Source organism: Nocardioides marmorisolisilvae (assembly GCF_031656915.1).
Classification (GTDB): domain Bacteria; phylum Actinomycetota; class Actinomycetes; order Propionibacteriales; family Nocardioidaceae; genus Marmoricola; species Marmoricola terrisoli.
Map to the genome: position 1 here is coordinate 2,467,886 of NZ_CP134227.1, position 23,139 is coordinate 2,491,024.

Sequence of the window (23,139 nt, forward strand, 5' to 3'; positions counted from 1 at the left end):
CGCCTCTCAGTACTTCAGCAGGCTGGCGTCGTCGACCGAGGCCGAGCGTCGGGTGCGGAAGATGGTCATGATGATCGCCAGGCCGACCACGACCTCGGCTGCGGCGACGACCATCACGAAGAACGCGGCGATCTGGCCGTCGAGGTTGCCGTTGCCGCGGGAGAACGTGATCAGGGCGAGGTTTCCGGCATTGAGCATCAGCTCGATGCACATGAACACGACGATCGCGTTGCGGCGGACGAGCACGCCGACGGCGCCGATCGTGAACAAGATCGCGGACAACACGATGAACGGGGTGACGCTCATTCGGGGTCCTCCTCGGTCAGCCGGGCCACGTCCGTGGCGAGCTCGGGAGCGTTCTTGACGGTGCCGCGCGCGGCGAGGACACGCGAGATCGAGGCGTGCGCGGTGCTCCCGTCGGGTAGCAGCGCGGGCGTGTCCACGGCGTTGTGCCGAGCGAACACCCCGGGCGGCGGCAGCGGACCCGGGTGCAGCCCGTGCTCGGCGTAGTCCCGCATCCGCTGCGCGGCCAGCGAGGCCTGCGTCGGCTTCGGGGTGAGCCGCTCACGGTGGGCGAGGACCATCGCGCCGATCGCGGCGGTGATCAGCAGCGCTGAGGTCGCCTCGAACGCGAAGACGTACTTGGTGAACAGCACCTGCGCGATGCCCTGCACGTTGCCGTTCTCGTTGGCGGCCTGCAGACCGGTGACCACCCCGAACGAGACCTGGGCCACGCCCAGCACCAGCAGCGCGCCGAAGCCGAGGCCGAAGATGATCGCCCAGAGTCGCTGCCCGCGGATCGTCTCGACCAGCGAGTCCGAGGAGTCGACGCCCACGAGCATCAGCACGAAGAGGAACAACATCAAGATCGCGCCGGTGTAGACGATGATCTGCACCGCGAACAGGAAGGGCGCGTCCTGCACGGCGTACAGCACCGCGAGCGAGATCATCACGACGGCGAGCAGCAGGGCGGCGTGCACGGCCTTGCGGGCGAACAGCATCGACAGCGCGGCCAGCACCATCACGGGGGCGAGGATCCAGAAGGCGATCATGCGTCCCCCTCCGGACCGGAGGCCGGCCGCACCGCACCTCGGTAGTAGTCGCCCTCGTCGTCGCCGAGACGCATCGGGTGCGGCGGCTGCTCCATGCCGGGGAGGAGCGGGGCGAGCAGGTCGGACTTCTCGTAGATCAGTGACTCACGGCTGCTGTCGGCCAGCTCGTACTCGTTGGTCATCGTCAGCGCGCGGGTCGGGCAGGCCTCGATGCACAGGCCGCACAGGATGCAGCGCAGGTAGTTGATCTGGTAGACGCGGCCGTAGCGCTCGCCCGGCGAGAACCGTTCGTCGTCGGTGTTGGAGGCGCCCTCGACGTAGATCGCGTCCGCCGGGCACGCCCAGGCACACAGCTCGCAGCCGATGCACTTCTCCAACCCGTCCGGCCAGCGGGTGAGCTGGTGCCGGCCGTGGAACCGTGGCGCGGTGGGCTTCTTCTCGAAGGGGTACTGCTCGGTGACCACCCGGCGGAACATCGTCCGGAAGGTCACCCCGAACCCGGCGACCGGGTCCCAGAACTGTTCCTTGAGGGATGCCATTACTGCTCCTCCCCCTCAGCGGTGGCAGAGACACGTGCGGACCCGGCGGCGACCGCCGTACCGGGCATCGGCGGGACCGGATAGCCGCCGGCGAACGCATCGAACGGCTTGGCCTCGGCGTCGGCCCGGGCCTCGGCCGCGAGTCTCTCGCGTCCGCGCGAGGCCCGGTCGTCGACGAAGCCGAGCACGAGCACCAGTGCGGCGAGCACCACGATCGCGGCGTACAGGTAGTTCTTGTTGAACGAGCCGTGCAGGCTGGCCGCGCGGATGCCGGCCACGGCGATGATCCAGACCAGTGCGATCGGGATGAGCCGCTTCCAGCCGAACGCCATGAACTGGTCGTAGCGCAGCCGGGGCAGCGTCCCGCGGAGCCAGATGAACACGAAGATGAACGCCAGCACCTTGCCCATGAACCAGAGCACGGGCCAGTAGCCGTGGTTGGCGCCGGCCCAGACCGTGTCGATCCAGAACGGGGCGTGCCAACCGCCGAGGAACAGCGTGGTGGCCAGCGCGGAGACGGTGGCCATGTTGACGTACTCGGCGAGGAAGAACAGGGCGAACTTCAGCGAGGAGTACTCGGTGTGGAAGCCCCCGACCAGCTCGCCCTCCGCCTCCGGGAGGTCGAACGGCGCGCGGTTCGTCTCGCCGACCATCGAGATCACGTAGATGACGAACGACGGCAGCAGGATGATCCCGAACCAGGTCTTGTCCTGAGCGGCCACGATCTCCGAGGTGGACATCGAGCCGGCGTAGAGGAAGACCGCCACGAAGGACAGCCCCATGGCGACCTCGTAGGAGATCATCTGGGCACTCGAGCGCAGGCCGCCCAGCAGCGAGTACGTCGAGCCCGACGACCAGCCGCCGAGCACGATCCCGTAGATGCCGATGGAGGCGATCGCGAGGACGAAGATCACCGCGACCGGCATGTCGGTCAACTGCAACGGGGTGCGGTGGCCGAAGAAGTTCACCTCGGGCCCGAACGGGATCACCGCCCAGGTCACGAATGCTGGGACCGTCGCCAGCACCGGCGCAAGCAAGAAGACGACCTTGTCGGCCGCCTTCGGGATGATGTCCTCCTTCAGCGCGAGCTTCACGCCGTCCGCGAGGCTCTGCAGCAGGCCGAAGGGTCCGTTGACGTTGGGCCCGATGCGGTGCTGCATCCGGGCGACGACGCGGCGCTCGAACCAGATGTTGAACAAGGTCAGCAGGACCAGCACCAGGAAGATCAGCACAGCCTTGACGATGATGACCCAGACGGGGTCGGTGCCGAACCCGCTCAGGTTGGTGTCGAGGAGACTCACTGCTCGGCTCCCTTCGCGATGGTGGCTCCGCCGGAGCTGACCGACACAGCGCTGCCGGCGGAACCGACCAGGTGGCGTACGGCGGCGCCGGGTGCGCTCGCCGGCGCCCAGACGACCCCGTCGACGATGTCGTCGCTGACGGCCGCCGGGTAGGTCACCTCACCGAGAGGTCCGCTCAGCGTCACCGGGTCGCCCTCGGCGACACCGAGCCCGGCTAGTGTGGCGGCGCCCATCAGCACGACCGGCCGGCGAGCGGTGGCCCGCAGGTAGTCCTCGCCATCTTGCATCCGACCGTCATCGATGAGCTGCTTCCACGACGACAGCACCAAGGTGGTCCTGGTCACGGGCGCGGGTTCGGCGGTAGGCGGCTGAGGCCGGGCACCGTCCCAGGGGCCCACAGACGCCATCTCGCCCTGCACGTGGGCCGTGGTGCGGAAGCCGAGTGGGACGCCCATCTCCTCGGCGATGCCCGCGAGCACCCGCAGATCCGGCAACGCCGCGGGCTTGTCGAGGACCTGCGCGAAGCTGCGCACCCGCCCCTCCCAGTTGACGAAGCTGCCGGCGCGCTCGGTCGCCGCCGCGACCGGCAGTACGACGTCGGCCGCACGGGTCACCTCGGATGCACGTAGCTCCAGCGACACCACGAAGGCCTTGTCCAGCGCGGCCACGGCCCGGTGATGGTCCGGCAGGTCGCCGGGATCGACACCCGCGACGACCAGTGCGGTGAGCTCGCCGGTCGCGGCGGCCTCGATGATCCCTGCGCCGTCGCGGCCCTCCGCGTCGGGCAGCGACTCGACACCCCAGGCAGCGGCCAGGTCGACACGTGCCGCCGGGTCCGCGACCGGGCGGCCACCGGGCAGCAGGTTGGGAAGCGCGCCCACCTCGAGAGCACCACGGTCGCCGGCGCGACGAGGCACCCACGCCAGCCGGGCGCCGGTGCTGCCGGCCAGCGCGGCGACCGCGCTCAGCAGGCCGGGCACCTCGACGGCACGCTCACCCACGAGCAGGACGCTGGAGCTGTCCAGGGCGAGGTCGGTGCGGCTCGCCAGCCCCCGGACCACGTCGACCTCTGCGCCCGGCGCGGCGGACAGCAGGGTGCCGCCCATCTTGCGCAGGCCCGCGGTGGTGTGCGACCCGACGGACCAGATCGGCGTCCGGTGCTTCAGGTGGGTCTTGCGCAGGCGAAGGAAGATCGTCCCGGCCTCGTCCTCGGGCTCGAGCGCGACGAGCACCACGGAGCCGGCAGACTCCAGGTCGGCGTACGTCACGTCCTGGCGCAGCACCACGCTGGACGCCAGGAACGAGGCCTCCTCGGCACTGTGCGCGCGGGCCCGGAAGTCGATGTCGTTGGTGCCCAGGACGACCCGGGCGAACTTGGAGTAGGCGTAGGCGTCCTCGGCGGTCAGCCGGCCGCCGGTCAGGACGCCGACGCGCCCCTGCGCTGCCGCGAGACCCCGGGCCGCGACCACGAACGCCTCGGGCCAGGACGCCGGCCGCAGCTCGCCGTCGTCGCCACGCACCAGCGGGTGGGTGAGCCGGTCCGGCTGCCGGGCGTAGGTGAAGGCGAAGCGGTCCTTGTCGGTGATCCACTCCTCGTTGACCTGGGGGTCGTCGCCGGAGAGCCGACGCATCACCTTGCCACGTCGGTGGTCGACACGGATGGCGGACCCACAGCCGTCGAGCTCGGCCACCGAGGGGGTGGAGACGAGGTCGAAGGGCCGCGACCGGAAGCGGTAGTCGGCCGAGGTGAGGGCGCCGACCGGGCAGATCTGGATGGTGTTCCCGGAGAAGTAGCTCTCGAAGGGCTGCTTCTCGTAGATGCCGACCTGCTGCAGGGCACCCCGCTCGATCAGCTCGATGAACGGGTCACCGGCGATCTGGGAGGAGAACCGGGTGCACCGGGCGCACAGCACGCAGCGCTCCCGGTCCAGGAGCACCTGGGCCGAGATGTTGATCGGCTTGGGGTAGACCCGCTTGGACTCGACGTACCGGGACTCGGCGGTGCCGTTGCTCATCGACTGGTTCTGAAGCGGGCACTCGCCGCCCTTGTCGCAGACGGGGCAGTCCAGGGGGTGGTTGATCAGGAGGAACTCCATGATCCCCTCCTGGGCCTTCTTCGCGACCGGGGAGGTGGCCTGGGTGTTGATCACCATGCCGGGCGCGACCGGGATCGTGCAGGAGGCCTGCGGCTTGGGCATCGGCCGGCCGTTGCCGGCGTCGGGTACGTCGACCAGGCACTGCCGGCACGCCCCGACCGGGTCCAGCAGCGGGTGGTCGCAGAACCTCGGGATCTGGACGCCGATCATCTCTGCCGCACGGATGACCAGCGTGTCCGGCGGGACGCTGACCTCGATGCCGTCGATGGTGACGGTGACCAGGTTGCTCTGCTCGACCTCGCCGGCCGAGTCGGACGTGACCGTCATGCCGACGCTCCTTCGGTCTCGAAGAGGGTCGATCGCGCCGGGTCGAATGGACAGCCGCCCTGCTCGAGATGGGCGAGGTACTCGTCACGGAAGTACTGGATCGACGAGCTGATCGGGCTGGTGGCACCGTCGCCGAGCGCGCAGAACGCCCGGCCGAGGATGTTGTCGCACTGGTCGAGCAGCAGGTCCAGGTCGCTCTCGCTGCCATGGCCCTGCTCGAGGCGCTCCAGGGTCTGCGCGAGCCACCAGGTGCCCTCGCGGCAGGGCGTGCACTTGCCGCACGACTCGTGCTTGTAGAACTCCGTCCAGCGCAGTACGGCGCGGACCACGCAGGTGGTCTCGTCGAAGATCTGCAACGCCCGGGTGCCCAGCATCGAGCCGGCCGCGCCGACGCCCTCGAAGTCGAGGGGCACGTCGAGGTGCTCGGCGGTGAGGATCGGGGTGCTGGACCCGCCGGGGGTCCAGAACTTCAGCTCGTGGCCCTCGCGGACACCGCCGGCCAGGTCGATCAGCTCGCGCAGGGTGATGCCCAACGGCGCTTCGTACTGACCCGGCCTCGCCACGTGGCCGGACAGGGAGAAGATGCCGAACCCCTTGGACTTCTCGGTGCCCATCGAGGCGAACCATTCTGCGCCGTTGCCGATGATGCTCGGCACCGACGAGATCGACTCGACGTTGTTGATCACCGTCGGGCTGGCATAGAGACCGGCCACGGCCGGGAACGGCGGACGCAATCGGGGCTGGCCGCGTCGTCCCTCCAGCGAGTCGAGCAGCGCGGTCTCCTCGCCACAGATGTAGGCGCCCGCTCCGGCGTGCACGACGAGGTCGAGGTCGTAGCCCGAGCCGTGGATGTCTGCGCCCAGGTGGCCCGCGGCGTACGCCTCCCGGACCGCGGCCTGGAGCCGGCGTACGACGTGCAGCACCTCGCCGCGCACGTAGATGAAGGCCCGGTTGGCACGGATCGCGAACGAGCTGATGATCACGCCCTCGACCAACGTGTGCGGGCTGGCCATCATCAGCGGGATGTCCTTGCAGGTGCCCGGCTCGGACTCGTCGGCGTTGACCACGAGGTACTTCGGCCGGGGGTTGTCCTGCGGGATGAAGGACCACTTCATGCCGGTCGGGAAGCCCGCACCTCCACGGCCACGAAGGTTGGAGTCCTTGACGGCCGCGATGATGTCGTCGGGTGCCATGCCCAACGCCTTCCGCATCGCGGCGTAGCCACCGCGCTCCTCGTAGGCGGCCAGCGTCCAGGAGCGCTCGGTGCCCCAGTTGTCGGTGAGCACCGGGGTCAGGGGGTCAGTCACGATCGGTCTCAGCCTTCGGAGCGGTCCAGTTGTTCTCACGGGCGACCTCGAGGCCGACCAGCGAGGCCGGGCCTGCCGAGGGGCCCTCGTCGGCCAGGTCGTCGGGGAAGCCGGCGAGCACCCGCTCGGCCTCGCGCCAGGTGCAGATACGGGGGCCGCGGGTCGAGGTGACCGGCTTGCCCGCGCGCAGGTCGTCCACGACTGCGACGGCCGACTCGGGAGTCTGGTTGTCCATGAACTCCCAGTTCACCATCATCACCGGCGCGTAGTCGCAGGCGGCGTTGCACTCGACGTGCTCGAGGGTCACCTTGCCGTCGGGCGTGGTCTCGTCGTTGCCGACGTCCAGGTGGTCCTTGAGTCGCTCGAAGATCGCGTCGCCGCCCATGATCGCGCAGAGCGTGTTGGTGCAGACGCCGACGTGGTAATCGCCGACCGGCTTGCGCTTGTACATGGTGTAGAAGGTGGCGACACCGCTGACCTCGGCGGCGCTGATCCCGAGGATCTCCGCGCACGCCTCGATGCCGTCGGCGGTGACCCGACCCTCGTTGGACTGCACCAGGTGCAGCATCGGCAGCAGTCCCGAGCGCGCCTCCGGGTAGCGGCCGGCGATCTCACGCAGCTCGGCCTCGTAGGGAACCGACACCTAGACCACCGTCCTTGCGCAACCGCTCGCGACCACAGGACGCGACTGCCGTCGGCCGCGGCCAAGGACCGCTCCTAGCTGCGCGCTCATCTGTCCACACCGCCCATCACCGGGTCGATCGAGGCGATCGCCACGATCACGTCGGCCACCATGCCGCCCTCGCTCATCACGCTGGTGGCCTGCAGGTTGGTGAACGAGGGGTCCCGGAAGTGGGCGCGGTAGGGCCGGGTGCCGCCGTCGGAGACGACGTGCGCGGCCAGCTCGCCGCGAGGCGACTCGATCGGCACGTAGGCCTGCCCCGCGGGCACCCGGAAGCCCTCGGTGACCAGCTTGAAGTGATGGATCAGCGCCTCCATCGACTCACCCATGATGTGCCGGATGTGGTCGAGGCTGTTGCCCATCCCGTCGCTGCCGATCGCCAGCTGCGCCGGCCACGCGATCTTCTTGTCCGCGACCACGACCGGAGCGCCCTCGAGCCCGGCGAGCCGCTCGACGCACTGCTCGACGATCCGCAGCGACTCCCACATCTCGTTGAGTCGGATCCGGAACCGGCCGTAGGCGTCGCAGCTGTCCCAGGTCTGCACGTCGAACTCGTAGTCCTCGTAGCCGCAGTACGGCTGGGTCTTGCGCAGGTCCCACGGGTAGCCGGTCGCGCGAAGCACCGGGCCGGTCAGGCCGAGCGCCAGGCAACCGGACAGCTCGAGGTGCCCGACGTCGACCAGCCGAGCCTTGAAGATCGGGTTGGCGTTGCACAGGTCGGCGTACTCGGGAAGCCGCTTCTTCATCAGGACCACGAAGTCGCGGATCTGGTCCAGCGCGCCGGCCGGCATGTCCTGGGCGACGCCGCCGGGGCGGATGAACGCGTGGTTCATCCGCAGGCCGGTGATCAGCTCGAAGAGGTCGAGGACCAGCTCGCGCTCGCGGAAGCCGATCGTCATCACGGTCAGCGCGCCGATCTCCATCCCTCCGGTGGCGATCGCGACCAGGTGGCTCGAGATGCGGTTGAGCTCCATGAGCATCACCCGCATGACCTGAGCCTTCTCGGGGATGTCGTCGGTGATGTCGAGCAGTCGCTCCACGCTGAACACGTAGGCCGCCTCGTTGAACAGCGGGCTCAGGTAGTCCATCCGGGTGCAGAACGTGACGCCCTGCGTCCAGGTGCGGAACTCCATGTTCTTCTCGATGCCGGTGTGCAGGTAGCCGATGCCGCACCGGGCCTCGGTGACCGTCTCGCCCTCGAGCTCGAGGATCAGCCGCAGCACGCCGTGGGTCGACGGGTGCTGCGGCCCCATGTTCACCACGACCTTGTTGTCGTGGTCCTCGGAGATGCCGGCCACGACCGAGTCCCAGTCCTGGCCGGTGACGGTGAAGACGCGGCCCTGGGTGGTCTCGCTGTGCGGGGCGTAGGCGTCGTGGTCGGCGCCGGTCGCTGAGCTTGTCGAACTGCTCATCAGTTGTATGCCCTCCGCTCGTCGGGCGGCGGAACGGTCCCGCCCTTGTACTCCACGGGGATGCCCCCAAGGGGGTAGTCCTTGCGCTGGGGGTGGCCCGGCCAGTCGTCGGGCATCTCGATCCGAGTCAGCGCGGGGTGGCCGTCGAAGACGATTCCGAAGAAGTCGAAGGTCTCCCGCTCGTGCCAGTCGGCCGTCGGGTAGGTCGACACCACGCTCGGGATGTGCGGGTCCTCGTCGGGACAGGTCACCTCGAGGCGGATCCGCCGGTTGTGGGTCATCGACAGCAGGTGGTAGACGGCGTGCAGCTCGCGACCCTTGTCGTGCGGGTAGTGCACACCACTGACGCCGGAGCAGAACTCGAAGCGGAGCGCCTCCTCGTCGCGGAGCAGCTTGACCAGGGTGACGAGGTCCTCGCGGCGGCAGAAGAAGGTGATCTCGCCGCGGTGGACGACGACCTTCTCGAACGGGTCCTCGATGCCGGCGTCGCGCGCGGCCGCGACCAGTGCCTGGGCCACCTCGTCACGCCACTCGCCGTACGGCGGCCGGGTGGACCCGGGCATCGCGACCGCGCGGTCCAGGCCGCCGTAGCCCGAGGTGTCACCGCTGCCGCGGACACCGAACATGCCGCGCCGCTGGTCGATGACCTCACCGCTGGTGGGCCGGACGGAGTCGAGGCTGGCGTCCTGGTGCCCGGTGACGACCTCGTGCTCCGCGGGTGACTGGACGGCCTTGTCGGCCTCGTCCGACGGCCTCTTCGACGTGTCGTCGCTCATGCGGCACCTCCGCCGAGGGGCCGGCGGCGCGAGCAGGTGCGTGGGGTGCTCATCGCATGAGGCCCTTCATCTGCGACGTGGGCAGCGCCGTCAGCGCCGACTCCTCGTGGGCGACGATCTCGTCGGCCCGGTTGACGCCGAGCTTGGTGTGCTGGACCTGGTCGTGCAGCTTGAGGATGGCGTCGATGAGCATCTCAGGACGCGGCGGGCAGCCGGGGAGGTACATGTCGACGGGCACGACGTGGTCCACGCCCTGGACGATGGCGTAGTTGTTGAACATGCCGCCGGAGCTCGCGCAGACGCCCATCGCCAGCACCCACTTCGGGTCGGGCATCTGGTCGTAGATCTGCCGCAGCACCGGTGCCATCTTCTGGCTGACCCGGCCGGCGACGATCATCAGGTCGGCCTGGCGCGGGCTGGCCCGGAAGACCTCCATGCCGAAGCGGCCCAGGTCGTAGCGCGGACCGCCGGACGTCATCATCTCGATGGCGCAGCAGGCCAGGCCGAAGGTGGCCGGCCAGAACGACGCCTTGCGCATGTAGCCCGCGACGCCCTCGACCGTGGTCAGCAGGACGCCGGAGGGAAGCTTCTCCTCAAGTCCCATCAGATTCCTCCCGTTGAGAGCCACCAGGCACGTGCATGCATGGCGGCCGTCAGTCCCAGTCCAGGCCGCCGCGTCGCCACACGTACACGTAGGCGACGAAGACGGGAACGATGAACAGCACCATCTCGACGAACCCGAAGAGCGCCATCTGGTCGAAGGCGACTGCGATCGGATAGAGGAACACGATCTCGATGTCGAAGACGATGAAGAGCATCGCGACGATGTAGTAGCGGATCGGGAACCGGCCCCCGCCGACGGGCTGCGGGGTCGGCTCGATGCCGCACTCGTAGGAGTCGAGCTTGGCGCGGTTGTAGCGCTTGGGCCCGACGTGGGCGCTCATCAGCACCGAGAAGACCGCAAATCCTGCGGCCAGGATCAGCAATGCCAGCACTGGCGCGTACAGGTGCACCGCACTCCTCCTCGCTGCGACTTCGTGAGCATGTGAACGACTTCACTAACTCTCGACCGACCCAGCATAGAGGCCTGCGTCACACCGCGCGAACCGCCCCCCGAACAGCCGGTTTCAGGCGTGGATCGAGCGATTTAGCGCATCAACCTGTTGTCGAAATCACGGCTTTCGGGCGCGGTGCAGCGCGACGATCCCGCCGGTCAGGTTGCGCCACTCGACGTCCGACCAGCCCGCGGTCTGGAGCCGGGCGGCGAGCCCCGCCTGGTCGGGCCACGCCCGGATCGACTCGGCCAGGTAGACGTAGGCGTCCGGGCTCGACGACACCGCACGGGCGATCGAGGGCAGCGCCTTCATCAGGTACTCGAGGTAGACGGTGCGGAACGGCGTCCACGTGGGCGAGGAGAACTCGCAGACCACGACCCGGCCGCCGGGGCGGGTGACGCGGAGCAGCTCGCGCAGGCCGGCGTCCGGGTCGACGATGTTGCGCAGGCCGAACGAGATCGTCACCGCGTCGAAGGTGTCGTCGGCGAACGGCAGCCGGGTGCCGTCGCCGGCGGTGAACGGCAGGTGCGGTCGCATCCTCTTGCCGACGCGCAGCATGCCCTCGGAGAAGTCGCACGGCACCACGGTCGCGCCGCGGTCGCGGAACGGCTGGGACGACGTACCCGTGCCGGCGGCGAGGTCGAGCACCACCTCGCCCGGCCGCGGGTCGACCGCGTCGAGGACGATGCGGCGCCAGCGGCGGTCCTGTCCGAGGCTGAGCACGTCGTTGGTCAGGTCGTAGCGACGGGCGACATCGTCGAACATCGCCCGCACCTCGGCCGGCTGCTTGTCCAGGTCTGCGCGGGTCACGGGCGGAGCCTAATGGGCGCCGCCGTCGAGCAACCGATCGGGCGCTCGGCGCGTCAAAGGGGTACCCGGCCGTGCTTGGCAGATCATGGTGCGGGTGTGACCAAGGGGGTTCGATCGATGAAGGCACGCACCACGACCGGGATGTTCCTCGTCCTGCTCCTGGCCGTCGCCGGACTGGCGTACGGCGTGGGCCAGGCGGCCGGCCCGTCCGACGCCGCCGGACCGGCCAGCCACCCAACCATGCATCGAACCAACCACCCAGCCACCGATCCAGCCACCGACCCGGCGCCGACCACCACGACCGACGGCGCTGCGACCGGTGGCCTCGTGGTCCGGCCCGTCCAGGATGTCGCGCCACGGCACGCGCCGCTCCGGGTCCGACCGGAGCTGGTGCCTGGCAGGCGGCTGCTCGGACCGGGTGACCACGGCCCGCAGGTGCGCGCGCTGCAGGCCCGGCTGCGTCAGATCGCCTGGCTCTCCGGCGACGTCGACGACGTGTACGACGCCACCGTGACCGCAGCGGTACGCGGCTTCCAGGCCAAGCGCGGCATCGCGGTGACGGGGTACGTCGACCCGCGCACCCGGCACCGGCTCGACGCGATGACCCACGCACCGACCACCGCCGAGCTGGAGAACCGGCTCACCCCGATGGGCAACACCCCGGGCCGCCTCGACCCACGCTGTCGGACCGGCCGGGCGATCTGCATCGACAAGTCCAGTCGCACGCTGCGCTGGGTCGTCGACGGCCAGGTGCTCCGCACGGTCGACGTACGCTTCGGCGCGTCGTACACCCCGACCCGCGAAGGCCTCTTCCACGTCTATTGGATGGACGCCGACCACGTCTCTCACGAGTACGGCTCGGCGATGCCGTACTCGATGTTCTTCTCCCGCGGCCAGGCGGTGCACTACTCATCCGACTTCGCCGCCCGCGGATACGCCGGCGCCTCGCACGGTTGTGTCAACGTCCGCGACCACGAGGGCGTGAAGTGGCTGTTCTCCCACGTCCGCGTGGGGGACAAGGTGGTCATCTACTGGTCCTGAGCTGTTCGGTGGGGTGGTCTAGGCTTCTTGGACGTGACCAGCGACGCGACGACCGTTCCGCGACTGGTCGCTCGAACCGTCGAGATCGACGACCCAGGCCCCCTGGTCGAGCTGCTCCCCGCCGATGAGCCGATGACCTGGCTGCGCCAGGGCGGAGGCCTGGTCGCCTGGGGCGTGGCCGCGCGGTTCGACAGCGCCGGCGTCGACCGGTTCGCCGATGCCTCCGCCTGGTGGCGGGAGGTGGTCCGCGTCGCGGCGGTCGCCGACGAGGTCACGGTGCCGGGCACCGGCCTGATCACGCTCGGCAGCTTCGCCTTCGCCGACTCCCCGGGAGACTCGGTCCTCATCGTGCCGTCGGTCGTCGTCGGCAAGCGCGGTGAGCGCAGCTGGATGACCACGATCGGCACCAGTCCCGAGGCGCTGCCGGACCTCAGCCCCCACGGCGTCCCCGAGGCGCCCAGCAACCTGATGTTCGCCGACGGCGCCCTCAGCGGCGCGGAGTGGGAGGGAGTGGTGTGGGAGGCGGTCCTGCACCTCAACGCCGGCGAGCTGGACAAGGTGGTGCTGGCCCGTGACCTGGTCGCCACCGCAGACGCTCCCATCGACGTGCGCTGGCCGCTGCGCCGCCTCGCCGCGCAGTACGAGATGTGCTGGACCTTCCACGTCGACGGGCTCTTCGGGGCGACCCCGGAGATGCTGGTCCGCAGAGAGAAGGGCCTGGTCACCTCTCGGGTGCTGGCCGGCACCATCCGCCGAACCGGCGACGACGAGCACGACCTGCGCCTGGCGGCCACCCTGGCCCGATCGTCGAAGGACCTCGAGGAGCACGAGTACGCCGTACGCTCGGTCGCGGACGCGCTGGCGCCGTACTGCTCGTCGATGAACGTGCCGGAGACGCCGTTCGTGCTGCACCTGCCCAACGTGATGCACCTGGCCACCGACGTCGCCGGGGTGGCGCACGACAGCGGCGCCAACGTGCTCGAGCTCGCCGCCGCCCTGCACCCGTCCGCCGCCGTGGGCGGGACGCCGACTAAGGTCGCGGTCGAGATGATCGCCGAGATCGAGGGCATGGACCGCGGCCGCTATGCCGGACCGGTCGGCTGGATGGACACGCGCGGAGACGGCGAGTTCGGCATCGCGCTGCGCTCCGGTGAGCTCGACGGCGACCGGGTCCGGCTGTTCGCCGGCTGCGGCATCGTCGCCGGCTCCGACCCCGAAGCCGAACTGGCCGAGTCCCAGGCCAAGTTCGTCCCGGTGCGCGACTCGCTCTCCTGATCCGCCGAGTGGTCCCAGATTGCGCGCGAGACGTCGCGATTGACGCTGTGCTCGGGCGCGCCCTGCCTCCCCCTGCGATCGACACGTGCACGGACCCTCGAGACCTGCGGGTCGCAGGAAGCGGTGACCCGCCCCGCTACAGGTCTGTGCCCGCGGCGAGCCGGGTGTAGGACTGGTGCCGCGCGCCCAGGAACCGTTCCAGGTGCCCGTCGGCGATGCCCAGACCGGCCTCGCTGTAGACCGCATCGTGGATCGCCAGGTTGCGCGGCGCCCCGACCTCACGCGCGAAGTCGATGCTCTCGCTGATCTTCAGCCACGGCGCGCTGACCGGCAGCAGCAGTACGTCGATGTCCTGGCCGGGGACCGTCAGCGCGTCACCCGGGTGGAACACGAGCACCTCGCCGAGGTGCAGCAGGTAGCCGCTGTTGTCGAAGTGCGGCAGCTCGGGATGGATCACCGCGTGCTTCTCACCGACCACGGTGACCGGCAGCCCGACGTCCAGCGAGGCGCCGGGCGTGACCACGGTGACCCGCTCGCGCAGATCGTCGGCGAGCTGGTTCGCGACCGCCGCGATGGTGAAGATCGGCGCATCGGTGCGCCTGAGGTGGTCCACGTGGACGTGGTCGGGGTGCTCGTGCGTGATGAGTACGGCGGTGGCCCCGTCGACGGCCTCCGGCTCGGTGAACATCCCGGGGTCGAGCACCACCGCCTGATCGTCGTACTCGACACGGACGCAGGCGTGGCCGAACTTGGTGATCCTCATGCTCCCGACGGTAGTGACCCGACACCCACCGATCACACCGCTGGCGTCTCGGATCCGAGATGCCAATCTCTGGACGGCGCTGCCGCCGGCACCCGCGCCTCGGCGACGATGAGGCATGACGACCAGCACCGACGAGGGCCGCTTCTTCGACCTCGGCGACCTGAGCTTCGACGTGACCGCCCCGGTGGTGCACGAGGCTCGCGAGGCCGACTGGTATGTGCGCACCAACTACGGCTTCGCCGTGCTGCGGTACGCCGAGGCGAACGCGATCCTGAAGGACCGGCGGTTCTGCCAGGGCACGATCCGGTGGCCCGACCAGAACGGCGTGCACACCGGCCCGTTCCACGACTGGTGGGGCAAGGTGCTGCTGTCGCTGGAGGGCGCCGACCACACCAGGATCCGGCGACTGCTCTTCCCTGCCTTCAAGCAGCGGCCGGTCGCCGCGATGGCACCGCGCTTCCAGCGGATCGCCACCGATCTGATCGATGGCTTCGCGGCGCGCGGAGAGGTCGAGCTCGTCTCCGAGTTCGCCGAGCCGTACTCGTCACGGATCATCTGCGGACTGCTCGGCCTGCCCGACAGCGAGTGGTCCCAGGTCGCGCACTGGGCCGACGACCTGGGCAAGTCCTTCGGGGTCAACCTCAAGGCCGACCTGCCCAGGATCGAGGGGGCCCTGACGGGTCTCTACGGGTACGTCGACCAATTGGTCGCCGACCGCACGGCGCACCCGACCGACGACTTGGTCAGCCAGCTCATCGCCGCGCAGCAGGCCGAGAGGCTCTCGGCCGAGGAGCTCGGCGTCGCGCTGGTGTTCCTGGTGTTCGCCGGGATGGAGACCACCCGCAACCAGCTGACCCTCGCGCTGCAGACCTTCTTCGCCCACCCCGACCAGTGGCGGCTGCTCGGCGAGCGTCCCGAGCTCGGCCGCAACGCCGTCGAGGAGATCATGCGGGTGAACCCGACGGTCACCTGGATCACCCGCGAGGCGCTCGAGGACGTCGAGATCAACGGGCTGGTGATCCCGAAGGGCGGCATCGTGCAGCTGCTCTCGCACGCCACCGGCACCGACCCGCGCGCGATGGAGGAGACCGGCTTCGACATCACGTCGCCACGGCCGATGCACATGGGCTTCGGCGGCGGCGTGCACCACTGCCTGGGCCACTTCGTGGCGCGCATCGACATGGCCGTCGCACTGCCGCTGCTGGCGATGCGGATGCCCGACGCCCGCCCCGACGGACCCGGCGAATGGCTGCCGGTCTCGGGCAACACCGGCGCGATCAGGTTCCCGATCAGGTTCACCCCCGAGACGCGACGGCCTGATCCGGTCGCGCTCGCTACGCCGTCAGGCTGGTGAGGGCGGCGCCTAACCGGTGACCTCGTCGACGAAGCACCAGCGCCAGGACTCGCCGGGCTCGGCCGAGCGCATCACCGGGTGCCGGCTCTGCTCGAAGTGGTGGGTGGCGTGCCGACGCGGGGACGAATCGCAGCATCCGACGTGTCCGCAGTCGAGGCACATCCGCAGGTGCACCCAGGTGCTGCCCTCGCGCATGCAGTCCTCGCACTCCCCCGGCGTCCGCGGCTCGACCTCGGGACGGGGCTGACGCAGGTGCTCGCAGTCGCCGTGCCCCTCAGCGGCGACCTCGGCCAGCGCGGTCCGCATCTGCTCGCGCTGCTCGCGGGTGTGCTCCAGCATCGACTCCTCCACGTCCAACATGCCGAGGACCTCCTGGACGACCTCGTGCGGGTAGTCACCCGAGCTGCGCGCCTGCAGCACGCGTGCCCGCTCGGCATCGATCATCACATGGCGAATCCGGGCGTAGGCCTCGCTGGGCGTCTCCGCCTCCGAGCTGCCGACCTGCTCCCAGGCAGCGAAGCTGCGCCGCTCGATCCGGTCCCGGATCACCTCGCGGACGCCGTGTGGGTCGTCGCACTCGTCGATCGCCTCGAGCCCGGCGGCCGAGGCCTGGTGGAGCAGGTTCGCCCGCGCGAGCGCGTCCTTGCGCGCGCTCGGAGACGGCACCCGCAGGACCCGAGCGATCCAGGGCAGCGAGAGACCCTGCAAGAAGAGCGTCCCGACCACGACGGTGAAGGCCACCAGCAGGAGCACCTCGCGGTGCGGGGTCTCGATCGGGATCACGAACGCTGCCGCCAGGGTGACCACGCCACGCATGCCGGCCCACGAGATCAGGAAGGTCGAGCGCACGGGAGCCTGCACCCGGCCGCCACGGCGTACCGGTCGGACCAGGAGCGCCCGCGCTGCGAACACCCAGACGACTCGGAGCACGATCACCGCGACCAGGGTCGCCCCGCAGACGGTGATGATCCGACCGGTGCCCAGGTCGCTTCGACGTACGTCGTGCACGATCCACTGCGCCTGCAGGCCGATCAGCAGGAACACCGCGTTCTCGAGCAGGAAGGCGATCGTGCGCCAGTTCGTGCGCTCCGCGATCCGCGACTGGGCGGTCTGAAGGATCGGTGCCTCGTGGCCGAGCAGCAGGCCGGCGACCACGACCCCGAGCACCCCGGAGGCGTGGACCGACTCGGCAAGCATGTAGGCCGCGAACGGGATCACCAGGGACAGCGCGGTGTCGAGCACCGGCGGATCGGTGAGGTGCCGCCGCACCTTGGCGACGAAGACGAAGACGACGAGCCCGGCGAGCACGCCACCGACCGCGGCCCAGAAGAAGTCACCGCCGACGCGCCACAGCTGGACCCCACCGCCGAACGCGGCGATCGCCGTGCGCAGCGCGACCAGTGCGGTCGCGTCGTTGAGCAGCGACTCGCCCTCCAGGATGGTGACCACCCGGCGGGGCAGGCCGATCCGCCGTGCCACCGCGGTCGCGGCGACGGCGTCCGGCGGGGCCACCACCGCGCCGATCGCCAGGCTCGCCGGCCACGGGAGGCCGGGCAGGATCTCGTGCACCACCCAGGCCACCCCGACGGTGCTGAACACCACCAGGCCGATGGACAACAGCAGGATGCTCCGCCGGTTGGCGTTGAAGTCCACCAGGGAGGTCTGCAGGGCGGCGGCGTACAGCAGCGGCGGCAGCAGCCCGAACAGCACCACGTCGTGACCGAGCTGCAGCTGCGGCATCCCGGGGATGTACGACGCAGCGATGCCCACCGCGATCAGCAGCAGCGGCGCGGGCATCCGGACCCGTTCCGCGGACGCCGTGAACACCAGCACCGCAGCCGCCAGACAGACGAGGACCAGGGCGGCATGCACCCGCACATCATGGCCGATGGGAGAGGATGCCCGCATGGAGGACTTCCTCGCGCTGCACGTGCCCGGTGAACCGCTGCTGCTGCCGAACGCTTGGGATCCCGGCTCGGCCCGCCTGCTCGAGAGCGTCGGCGCACGCGCGATCGCCAGCACCAGTTCGGGCTTCGCCGCCACCCTCGGCCGCGTCGACGGCGCCGCGACCCGCGACGAGGTGCTGGACCATGCGGCTCGGCTGGTGGCCGCGGTCGACGTACCCGTCTCCGCGGACCTCGAGGCGGGCTACGCGACGACGCTCGACGACCTGGCGCTCACCTACCGACGGGCTGCCGAGTCGGGCCTGGCCGGTGCGTCCCTCGAGGACTGGTCCGGCACGCAACTGCTCTCGGCAGCGGAGGCGGCCGAGCGGGTGGGCGCAGCCCGGGAGGCGGCACCCGGGCTGGTGCTGACCGGACGCGCCGAGGGCTACCTGCACGACGTGCCGTCGCTGTCCGAGGCGATCACCCGGCTGCAGGCCTACGCCGAGGCCGGCGCCGACGTGCTCTACGCCCCCGGGATGCGCGACCTCGACGAGATCCGAACCCTGGTCGCCGAGGTGCCGCGCCCGGTCAACGTGCTCCTTCTCGCCGGGCTCGAGGTACCTGCGCTGGCCGACGCCGGGGTGGCCCGGATCAGCGTCGGTGGAGCGATGGCCTGGACCACCTGGAAGGCCGCCGCGACCGCGGCCCGCGCCTTCCTGGCAGGAGGGTCCGGCTGGCTGACGGACGCGGCCACCGGCAGGACCGAGGCGGCCCGAGCGCTCCGCTGATCACCCGGCGGGCTCAGCGACCCAGCGCATCGGGTCGCCCCAACCCAGCTCGGTGATCCCGTGCCGGTCCAGGGCCAGCACCGCCAGGGTGCGCCGGTGCGCGGCGAAGGTGAGCACGTGCGCGATCATCCCGCCGTAGGTGAACACCTCGGCCGGATCGCACAGCGCGTCGACGAAGGTGTCGTCCAGGCGGCCCTCGTCCACGACCTCGTGCACGTGACGCAGGTACGTCGGACCCTCCTCGGCCAGCCGGCGTCGCATCGAGGTGAGCGACTCGTGCTCCTCGACCGACCAGTCGTACTCCCGGTTCGCGAGCGCGGCGTTCCACATCCCCATCTGCCCGATCAGCCGGGAGAGCAGCCGACGCAGCGAGGCGGGGTCGGGATCGTCCTCCACGCTCAGCTGGATCGGCTCGTCGAGCTGATCGTCGGTCAGCCTCGTCGCCCGCGCCAGGATCTCCCCGGTCAGCCAGACGTGGTGCTCCACCATCCGGGTCAGCAGCTCCATCGCAGTCACCTCATCTCTCGAGGGCAGCCTGATGCTGCCCGGTGGGTGGAAGTGCACCCCGCTCGGCGCCTCGATCCGGATCTCCCGCGGCCGGCTGCGCCAGGCGGCCGGCGGCTCGCCGTACGCCGAGGCGAACGCGCGGGTGAACGCCTCGTGCGAGCCGTAGCCGGCCTCGACGGCGATGTCGAGGATGCTGCGGTCCGACGAGAGCAGGCGGTACGCCGCGCGCTCCAGCAGGATCCGACGGCGGAACCTCCGCGGAGGCTCACCAGCCGTCTGGCTGACGATCCGGTCGAGGTGGAACCGGGAGAGGTGCAGCCGGCCGGCGATCTCCTCAGCGCTCAGCCCACTCGCCTGCGCCGAGCCCGTCGAGGGGTCGAGTGCGGCGATGAGCACGTCGACGAACGCGGTGAAGGTGTCGGTCGCCACTTCCGTTGTCATGCCCCGATCCTGCGGCGGTGCGGTGCTGCCTGCTTGATCATCCTTGCGCACCCTGACCCGAACCTCACCCGGCGAGAGCTCGGATCGCCTCGTCGAGCTCGCGCCTGTTGTCCCGGCGGACGACGGCCTCGACGACCTCGATCCCGCCGTTCGGGCTGGCCAGAGCGTGAGCCAGCTCGGCCCGGTCCGTGACCCGCCAGTGCGGAACCCGCAGGCCGCCGCACAGGGCGGCCAGGTCGACGCCGTGCGGGGTGCCGAAGAGCTTGTCGTACCGGTCCGCATAGCCGGACGCACCCTGCTCGAGCGTCGCGAAGATCGAGCCGCCGTCATCATTGGCCACCACCACGGTCAGGTCCGGGCGTTGCTCGTCCGGCCCGACCACGAGGCCGGTGAGGTCGTGCAGGAACGTCACGTCACCCACATAGGCGATGGCCCGAGTGGTGTGCGGCCGCCCGATCACGGCCCCGAGCGCGCTGCTCAGGGTGCCGTCGATCCCGGCCAGCCCGCGGTTGGCGACCACCAGGCGACGCTCCCCCACCCGGTAGGGCCGGGCCATCAGGTCCAGGTCGCGGATCGGGCTGCTGGCGCCGACGTACAACAGGCCACCGGGGGGTACGGCGGCGTTGACCTCCGCCGCGACGTCGTACGGCGTGAGGTCCGGCTGATCGGCCACGAGGGCGTCGATGCGCCTGCTGAGGTCCCTGTCGGCGCTCTGCCACTCCTCGAGCCATCCGCTGGACTCGTCACCGGGCGTGACCTCCACCGCGTCGTACTCAGCGGCGACGGGGAAGGGGCGCTGCGGCCAGCGACCCCGGGCGCGGACCGACACCACCTCGACGTCCTCGCGGGCCAGCAGCCGGCTCACCGGACGGGACAGGGTCGGGTGGCCGAGCACCACCGCTCGTTCGATGCGTGCCGCGAGCGGTGTGCCGAGCAGCAGCCGGTAGCTGCGGATCGGGGTGGCGCCGTTGCGCGAGCCGCTGCTCGGCTCGGCCAGCAGTGGCCAGCCCGCCGACTCGGCGAGCAGCCGGGCCCTGTTCCCCGAATCGTCGCCGGCGACCACCACCGTGCGCGGACCGCGTGCGAGGCGTCCGGTGCGGGCCTGCTCGGACTCCTCACGCTCGCCCGAGCGGCCGGGCTGGTCGCGTCGCCCTGGGTCCGTGGGAGAGGGCTCCATCTGTGACGACTCGGCGGCGATATGGGACGTCTCGGCGACGATTTGGGACGTCTCGCGGGGGGCGGGTGGGAGCAGCGGGTCGTTGAGCTGGACATTGAGGTGGATCGGACCGCCGGGGAGCCAGGCGGCGGAGAGCGCGTCGGGATCGGGTTCGGACAGGTCGGCGAAGGCAGCGGCGTCGCCGTAGAGCCGTACCTGGTCGGTGGTCTGGTTCGAGCCGGTGCCGCGCAGGGCGGCGGGACGGTCGGCGGTGACCGCGACCAGGGTGAGTCCGGCATGGGCGGCCTCGAGGACGGCCGGGTGCAGGTTCGCGGTCGCCGTACCCGAGGTGGTGACCACCGCCACCGGACGGCGGGAGGTCTTGGCGATGCCCAGAGCGAGGAAGCCCGCGGTGCGCTCGTCGATGCGGCTGTGCAAGGTGATCCCGGGGTGGGCGGCCAGCGCGAACGACAGCGGCGCGTTGCGCGATCCCGGACAGAGCACCGCGTGGGCGACGCCGCGGTCCACGAGCGCGTCGACGAGCCAGCGGGCGAGGGCGGTGGACGGGTTCACGATCGACGATCCTCCAGCACGGCCTCGACGTCAGCCAGCCGGGCCCGCCAGTGCGCCACCCGGTCGGGAGGGGCCACGACGCGACCCAGTGCGGCATCGTCGACCTCGGGGCGCCGCACCGGCAGCGCACCGTCCACGGGAAGCAACGGGTCGGCCACGACGTCGTCGGTGAGCAGTTGGACGGTCGCCAGCCCGCAGGCATGCTCGAGGGAAGGCAGGGCCGCCGCCAGCGCGACCCCCGCCGCGATCCCGATGCTCGACTCGACCGCGCTCGAGACCACGACGGGCAGCCCGATGTCCTCGGCGATGCGCAGGCACGCCCGGACACCGCCGAGCGGCTGCACCTTGAGCACCGCGATGTCGGCAGCGGCCAGGTCCCTGACCCGGTAGGGATCGACGGCCCGGCGGATGGACTCGTCGGCGGCGATGGGTACGCCGACCCTGCGGTGTACGACGGCCAGCTCCTCGACCTCGGCACACGGCTGCTCGACGTACTCCAGACCGCCCGCTGCCCTGTCCAGCAAGGGGATCCGGGTGATCGCCTCATCGACGGACCAGCCGCCGTTGGCGTCCACCCGCACCAGCCCGGCGGGCCCGATGGCCTCGCGGACGGCCTCGAGCCGGGCTTGGTCCTCGGCGACCGACTGGCCCCGCTCGGCAACCTTGACCTTCGCCGTCCGACAGCCCTGGGACCGCCGCACGATCGCGACGGCCTCGTCGGGCGGACACGCCGGGACGGTCACGTTGACCGGGACGGAGTCGCGCACCGGGGCCGGCCAGCCGAGGTCGGCGGCCTCGCGGGCGCAGGCCAGCCAGCCAGCGGACGTGGCCGCGTCGTACTCCAGGAAGGGGCTGAACTCACCCCAGCCGGCATCGCCCCGGAGCAGCATCCCCTCACGCACGGTGATGCCGCGGAACCGGGTCCGCAGCGGGATCGAGAACACCTCGGTCATCCCGACCACTCCTGCTCGGCCAGCCGGCGCATCGCCAACCGGTCGGGCTTGCCGTTGGGCAGCCGCGGGAGCTCCGGCACCACCACCAGCTGCCGCGGAGCCCATGCCCGCGGCTCGACGGCCTCGCGCACCGCCGCCAGCGAGAGCGGGTCCCGGGCCGTGACCACCGCGACCACGCGCTCGCCCCACTCCTCGTCGGCCGCCCCGACGACCTCGACTCCCACCACGGCGGTGAGTCGGGCGACCGCGGCGGCCACCGCCCCGGCCGGCACCTTCACGCCGCCGCTGATGATCACGTCGTCGACCCGGCCGTCGATGCGCAGCCGGCCCTGCTCGTCCCAGTGCCCCAGGTCGTTGGTGACCAGCCAGCCTTCCCGCAGGGCTGCCGCGGTGCGCTCGGGCTCGCCCTGGTAGCCGTCGAAGAGCATCGGGCCGCGCACCAGCACGTGGCCCTCGTCGATCCGCACCTCGGCGCCGGCCAGCGGGCGGCCGTCGTACACGCAGCCACCGCAGGTCTCGCTCATCCCGTAGGTCTGCACGACCCGCAGCCCCCGTGCCTCGGCCTGGGCGCGCACGTGCGGGTCCAACGGCCCGCCACCGATGAGTACGGCGCTGCAGCCCGCCAGCGACGCCACCTCCCCGGCCAGCGACTCGTCGTGCAGCAGCCGCGCCAGCTGGGTGGGGACCAGCGACACGTACGACCGTCCGCTCACCGGCTCCAGCGTCACCCGCCAGCTGTCGGCGTAGAGCACCGGCTCGACGCCGGCGACCACGCATCGGTAGAGCACCTGCAGCCCGGCCACATAGGTCGCGGGCAGATTCAACACCCACCGGCCCGGCCCGCCGAGCCGCTCGTGGGTGGCCAGCGCCGAGGCCCGCACCGCGTCCCGGGACAGCACCACGCGCTTCGGCTGGCCGGTGGAGCCGGAGGTAGCGATCACCAGCGGATCCGGATCGGTCGCGGCGTCCCACTCCCGGAGCAGCGCGAGGATCTCCTCGGCAGTGCCGGACACCGGGCGCAGGCTGCTCACGTCGGGCAACGCTA

22 protein-coding genes are annotated in these 23,139 nt (G+C 70.8%); 4 read left to right on the forward strand and 18 right to left on the reverse strand.

The window, feature by feature from the left end; genetic code table 11:
• Positions 1-6 precede the first annotated feature (6 nt).
• The 12 genes from nuoK to Q9R13_RS11885 form a co-directional block, all read right to left on the reverse strand.
• Positions 7-306 carry an NADH-quinone oxidoreductase subunit NuoK gene (gene nuoK, locus Q9R13_RS11830; RefSeq protein WP_310961382.1) on the reverse strand — a complete coding sequence of 100 codons (300 nt, stop codon included), beginning with the start codon at positions 304-306 and terminating at the stop codon, positions 7-9.
• Complete coding sequence (locus Q9R13_RS11835; protein WP_310961383.1) at positions 303-1,052, reverse strand: NADH-quinone oxidoreductase subunit J; 750 nt, start codon at positions 1,050-1,052, stop codon at positions 303-305. The genes nuoK and Q9R13_RS11835 overlap by 4 nt, the downstream gene beginning before the upstream one ends.
• The gene (gene nuoI, locus Q9R13_RS11840; RefSeq protein WP_310961384.1) at positions 1,049-1,591 is read right to left on the reverse strand and encodes an NADH-quinone oxidoreductase subunit NuoI; all 543 of its coding nucleotides are present in this window, start codon (positions 1,589-1,591) and stop codon (positions 1,049-1,051) included. The genes Q9R13_RS11835 and nuoI overlap by 4 nt, the downstream gene beginning before the upstream one ends.
• Positions 1,591-2,892: an NADH-quinone oxidoreductase subunit NuoH gene (gene nuoH, locus Q9R13_RS11845; RefSeq protein WP_310961385.1), complete on the reverse strand. Its 1,302-nt coding sequence runs from the start codon at positions 2,890-2,892 to the stop codon at positions 1,591-1,593. Before nuoH ends, nuoI begins: the two co-directional genes overlap by 1 nt.
• Positions 2,889-5,315, reverse strand: a complete 2,427-nt coding sequence (locus Q9R13_RS11850; RefSeq protein WP_310961386.1) for an NADH-quinone oxidoreductase subunit G — start codon at positions 5,313-5,315, stop codon at positions 2,889-2,891. Before Q9R13_RS11850 ends, nuoH begins: the two co-directional genes overlap by 4 nt.
• Positions 5,312-6,622 carry an NADH-quinone oxidoreductase subunit NuoF gene (gene nuoF / locus Q9R13_RS11855; RefSeq protein ID WP_310961387.1) on the reverse strand — a complete coding sequence of 437 codons (1,311 nt, stop codon included), beginning with the start codon at positions 6,620-6,622 and terminating at the stop codon, positions 5,312-5,314. The genes Q9R13_RS11850 and nuoF overlap by 4 nt, the downstream gene beginning before the upstream one ends.
• On the reverse strand, positions 6,615-7,265 hold the full coding sequence (gene nuoE, locus Q9R13_RS11860) for an NADH-quinone oxidoreductase subunit NuoE (protein ID WP_310961388.1): 651 nt from the start codon (positions 7,263-7,265) through the stop codon (positions 6,615-6,617). The genes nuoF and nuoE overlap by 8 nt, the downstream gene beginning before the upstream one ends.
• An 86-nt stretch (positions 7,266-7,351) precedes the next feature.
• Positions 7,352-8,716, reverse strand: a complete 1,365-nt coding sequence (locus Q9R13_RS11865; RefSeq protein WP_310961389.1) for an NADH-quinone oxidoreductase subunit D — start codon at positions 8,714-8,716, stop codon at positions 7,352-7,354.
• Positions 8,716-9,492, reverse strand: a complete 777-nt coding sequence (locus tag Q9R13_RS11870; RefSeq protein ID WP_310961390.1) for an NADH-quinone oxidoreductase subunit C — start codon at positions 9,490-9,492, stop codon at positions 8,716-8,718. Before Q9R13_RS11870 ends, Q9R13_RS11865 begins: the two co-directional genes overlap by 1 nt.
• Before the next feature lie 49 nt (positions 9,493-9,541).
• Positions 9,542-10,096, reverse strand: a complete 555-nt coding sequence (locus Q9R13_RS11875; RefSeq protein ID WP_310961391.1) for a NuoB/complex I 20 kDa subunit family protein — start codon at positions 10,094-10,096, stop codon at positions 9,542-9,544.
• 49 nt (positions 10,097-10,145) lie between these two features.
• On the reverse strand, positions 10,146-10,505 hold the full coding sequence (locus tag Q9R13_RS11880; RefSeq protein WP_310961392.1) for an NADH-quinone oxidoreductase subunit A: 360 nt from the start codon (positions 10,503-10,505) through the stop codon (positions 10,146-10,148).
• 159 nt (positions 10,506-10,664) lie between these two features.
• Positions 10,665-11,357, reverse strand: coding sequence for a demethylmenaquinone methyltransferase (locus Q9R13_RS11885; RefSeq protein WP_310961393.1), 693 nt, complete (start codon positions 11,355-11,357; stop codon positions 10,665-10,667).
• Between the two features lie 117 nt (positions 11,358-11,474).
• Between Q9R13_RS11885 and Q9R13_RS11890 the strand changes: the two genes are divergently transcribed.
• Complete coding sequence (locus tag Q9R13_RS11890) at positions 11,475-12,398, forward strand: L,D-transpeptidase family protein (protein ID WP_310961394.1); 924 nt, start codon at positions 11,475-11,477, stop codon at positions 12,396-12,398.
• 33 nt (positions 12,399-12,431) lie between these two features.
• Entirely contained in the window at positions 12,432-13,673 is a 1,242-nt protein-coding gene (locus Q9R13_RS11895; RefSeq protein ID WP_310961395.1) for an isochorismate synthase, read from the forward strand.
• A gap of 136 nt (positions 13,674-13,809) precedes the next feature.
• Here Q9R13_RS11895 and Q9R13_RS11900 read toward each other — a convergent pair whose 3' ends face one another.
• Entirely contained in the window at positions 13,810-14,436 is a 627-nt protein-coding gene (locus Q9R13_RS11900; protein ID WP_310961396.1) for an MBL fold metallo-hydrolase, read from the reverse strand.
• Positions 14,437-14,551: 115 nt separating this feature from the next.
• On the opposite strand from Q9R13_RS11900, the gene Q9R13_RS11905 reads away from it, so the two are divergent.
• The gene (locus Q9R13_RS11905) at positions 14,552-15,790 is read left to right on the forward strand and encodes a cytochrome P450 (RefSeq protein WP_310961397.1); all 1,239 of its coding nucleotides are present in this window, start codon (positions 14,552-14,554) and stop codon (positions 15,788-15,790) included.
• Between the two features lie 9 nt (positions 15,791-15,799).
• On the opposite strand, the gene Q9R13_RS11910 is transcribed toward Q9R13_RS11905, so the two are convergent.
• Complete coding sequence (locus tag Q9R13_RS11910; RefSeq protein WP_310961398.1) at positions 15,800-17,698, reverse strand: Na+/H+ antiporter; 1,899 nt, start codon at positions 17,696-17,698, stop codon at positions 15,800-15,802.
• Between Q9R13_RS11910 and Q9R13_RS11915 the strand changes: the two genes are divergently transcribed.
• Positions 17,697-18,464: an isocitrate lyase/PEP mutase family protein gene (locus tag Q9R13_RS11915; RefSeq protein WP_310961399.1), complete on the forward strand. Its 768-nt coding sequence runs from the start codon at positions 17,697-17,699 to the stop codon at positions 18,462-18,464. The genes Q9R13_RS11910 and Q9R13_RS11915 overlap by 2 nt on opposite strands.
• Here the strand turns inward: Q9R13_RS11915 and Q9R13_RS11920 are convergent, their stop codons facing one another.
• The 4 genes from Q9R13_RS11920 to Q9R13_RS11935 form a co-directional block, all read right to left on the reverse strand.
• Complete coding sequence (locus tag Q9R13_RS11920) at positions 18,465-19,412, reverse strand: helix-turn-helix transcriptional regulator (protein ID WP_310961400.1); 948 nt, start codon at positions 19,410-19,412, stop codon at positions 18,465-18,467.
• Between the two features lie 64 nt (positions 19,413-19,476).
• Positions 19,477-21,141, reverse strand: a complete 1,665-nt coding sequence (menD, locus tag Q9R13_RS11925; protein WP_310961401.1) for a 2-succinyl-5-enolpyruvyl-6-hydroxy-3-cyclohexene-1-carboxylic-acid synthase — start codon at positions 21,139-21,141, stop codon at positions 19,477-19,479.
• The gene (locus Q9R13_RS11930) at positions 21,138-22,094 is read right to left on the reverse strand and encodes an o-succinylbenzoate synthase (RefSeq protein ID WP_310961402.1); all 957 of its coding nucleotides are present in this window, start codon (positions 22,092-22,094) and stop codon (positions 21,138-21,140) included. The genes menD and Q9R13_RS11930 overlap by 4 nt, the downstream gene beginning before the upstream one ends.
• On the reverse strand, positions 22,091-23,125 hold the full coding sequence (locus Q9R13_RS11935; protein ID WP_310961403.1) for an AMP-binding protein: 1,035 nt from the start codon (positions 23,123-23,125) through the stop codon (positions 22,091-22,093). The genes Q9R13_RS11930 and Q9R13_RS11935 overlap by 4 nt, the downstream gene beginning before the upstream one ends.
• Between the last annotated feature and the right edge of the window lie 14 nt (positions 23,126-23,139).